Source organism: Xenorhabdus budapestensis (assembly GCF_002632465.1).
Classification (GTDB): Bacteria; Pseudomonadota; Gammaproteobacteria; order Enterobacterales; family Enterobacteriaceae; genus Xenorhabdus; species Xenorhabdus budapestensis.
In genome coordinates this window covers 1-2,825 of sequence record NZ_NIBS01000064.1, presented here as the reverse complement: position 1 = coordinate 2,825, position 2,825 = coordinate 1, and the positions used below count along the sequence as shown (strand labels likewise).

2 protein-coding genes are annotated in these 2,825 nt (G+C 51.8%); both read right to left on the bottom strand.

What is annotated here, in order from left to right:
• Nucleotides 1-116: 116 nt before the first annotated feature.
• A complete protein-coding gene (locus tag Xbud_RS18645; RefSeq protein ID WP_099137481.1) occupies nucleotides 117-2,093 on the bottom strand; it encodes a phage terminase large subunit family protein in 1,977 nt (658 codons plus the stop codon).
• Nucleotides 2,068-2,649 (bottom strand): RNA polymerase subunit sigma-70, encoded by a 582-nt coding sequence (locus Xbud_RS18640; protein WP_099137480.1) that lies wholly within the window; start codon nucleotides 2,647-2,649, stop codon nucleotides 2,068-2,070. The genes Xbud_RS18645 and Xbud_RS18640 overlap by 26 nt, the downstream gene beginning before the upstream one ends.
• Between the last annotated feature and the right edge of the window lie 176 nt (nucleotides 2,650-2,825).

The window sequence follows — 2,825 nt, the reverse complement described above, 5'->3', positions numbered from 1 at the left end:
ACGCCTTTCGTTCCGGTTGACAGTTCGATATAGGCTAGTTGAGCGGCATTGAGTGCGGTGTGGAGCTGTTCACGGCTCATGCCGGTAAGCAGGCTGGTTCTTCGCATTTGTTCTCCTTAGGGCAGAAGCTGTGATATATGCTTCCGTTTGGGCTTATCCTCCGTTGATTCAGGAATGATTGCTCCGGGGAAACGCAGATTGGTTTTTATTTCCGGTTGTGCCGGGGGGGCGATTAACCGATCAGGATTACCGACAATGTTGTCTGCCAGCAAATTAAGCTTCAGTCCCATGTACATCAGGCCGCATAACGCGGCGTAGCTGTAGACGCGGCAGTCCAGCGCTTCGTTGGCGCGACCGGGAATTTGCTCCCAAACGCGATATCGCTGACCCCCTGAGTCTTTAATCACCGACCGCTCGGCCAATAACTGGCTGAAATAATGCAAATCACGATCAATGGGGAAATGCATGTAAGAGGGGGCCGGATCTGTATTCTCTGGCGGCTCAATGTGTAACCGACCACGGATAGTGTCTTTAGCGGCATTCACGCCGATAATAATCGGTTTAAAACTGGATTTAGAGCGTGAAGTAATACGCTTGGTTGGCCATACAGGTGAACGTTTACCGCCGCGAGCGGATTCCCCTTTGATCGCCCAGAGACGACGAGCTAAACGGGCACGGCAAAAGTGATACACTTTTTGTGTATGATGACCGCCGGAATCCATACAGGCTGCTGTAATCGCAAAACCACGACCATCAGCCCGACGCCATATTTGTTTAAGATAGGCATCCAGACGCAGCCACGGCTCATCCGTTTCTAAATCCCCTTCAATCACATCATGGGCAATCGACCAGCTTTCTTCACTTCGCCCCCAGCCGACCACCTCAATTTCAAAGCGATCATCTTGGGTATCAATACCCGCCGTCAGAACGGCAACCCCGTCCGGCACTTCGGCCGCCCAGACTTCGCAGCGTTCCAGCAGCTTACGTTCACTGAGTGCCTTTTCACCCCGGTCTTCATAAGGCTCACCGAGGACGAGGTTAATAAAGGTCTGGCGCATCAGGGGGTCATCTTTCACCCGGAGCCATTCCGCCACCAGATATTTCCATGCCGCATTCGGAAACAGGCTGTAACCGGCCCAGAGATGGAATCCGGCATGCCCCCGAAACGGCTGACTGGGCCGCCATTCTCCCCGCTTAATCAGGCCGGGCTTATCGCTGGCCTGAATCACACAGCCGTGATGACGGCAGACGTAATAGGCGGTCTCTGGTAATCCGTTGCCGTATTCGTCTTTTTCCCACTTAATGCCGTAGGGGGTATCAGGCCCGCCCCATTCCAGCACCTGATATTCATTACAGTGCGGACAGGGCACGTAGTAGTAACGCTGGTCACTGTCCTTAAAGGCTTTTTCTATCCGGCTGGTCTCTTTGACAGTAGGAGTTGACCCCAATACGATCTTACGGTTCCAGAATGTCTCAGAGCGTTTGATACCCAATGCTATCTGGTCACCTTCCGCCCCTGCGCCGCCCGAAGGGTAACCGTCCACTTCATCAAACAGGATGATGCGACAGGTGATACGACGGAATCCGCCGGGCGAGTTCGCCCCGACCAGCGTCAGGTTCGCCCCGTTGGAAAAGGTCTTTTTCAGGATAGTCTGGTTGGAATCTTTAGCCTTAGCTTCGCCGGCTATATCTTTCAATACCGGGGTATCGCGCAACATTGGCGCAATTTCGGTTTTACTGTAGTCTTCTGCATCTTCCACGCGGGGTTGAACGACCAGTATTGGTGACGGGTCATGCGACAGGTAATAACCAATCACATGATCCAGTATCTTAGTGTAACCTACGCGGGCGGATTTCATTACGGACACTTGGGTAACTGACGGATCGGTAATCGCATCCATGATGCCATCCTGATATTTAAACGACCGGAATTTACCCGTTTGAGCGCTGTTTTCTTTGGACAGTACCGCGTATTTATTGGCCCACTCACTTAAGGATAAAGGTTCTGGGGGGTGAATATCAGACCGGCATTGATTCAGCACAAGGGTAAAGTTTTGCCATGCCGTATTATCCCCCTTGTTCACTGTGATCAAGGCTCAATTCCTCCATTGCCTCGTAGATGATTTCTTGCAGCGCCACTACAAATTCTGTGTCCGTGACCGTGCCAGCCATCGCCCGTAATCGGGGACCATGTTCAGGAGCGATGGCAATTAACCGAGTGCGCATCCGCGAATACTCCTGCCTGACCGCATCGATCATGTCCTGCCACGGCAACACCTTACCGGATTTCAGGTCATATTCATGCTGGGTTAGCAGCGCCAGATAGTTTTCTTTCATAGTCTTGGCTTCATCCAGTGACATTGTTGCCCCGCGCTCGGTGAGGATGCGCTCGACAACTTGGGCCGGAGTATCGGGTTTAGGCGTGTTACCTAATGTGTTACCCGGTTTGTTACCCTGACTGTTACCTTGCTTGTTACCTTTGGGCTTTTTTTCACTCCGGGTAACAGTTTTCCGGTAACGTTCGATATTGGCATTTGATGCTTCAACATTGATATCGTCACCCGCCATAACCAGCCAGCCACGGGCTTTCCACTGGGTAACGGTCTTGCGGCTGACCCCATGCAATTTGGCAAATTCTGACTGGTTCATCTGTTACCTCAGTGTTACCTGTTACCCAAATTTCAAAAGTTCATAACTAGTGAAAAAACGCGGCGCGTAATGCCCCTGAAATATCAAAGGCTTAGGAAGGACCCAAAAAATTACACGGCGTTACCCTCTCTGTTACCTCGCGTTACCGCCCTCTTTTGCCTCCTTCACTTTCGTCG

Excerpts from the sequence above, each read along its gene's own strand:
- Xbud_RS18640 (WP_099137480.1), bottom strand. The coding sequence starts at position 2,649 with ATGAACCAGTCAGAATTTGCCAAATTGCATGGGGTCAGCCGCAAGACC.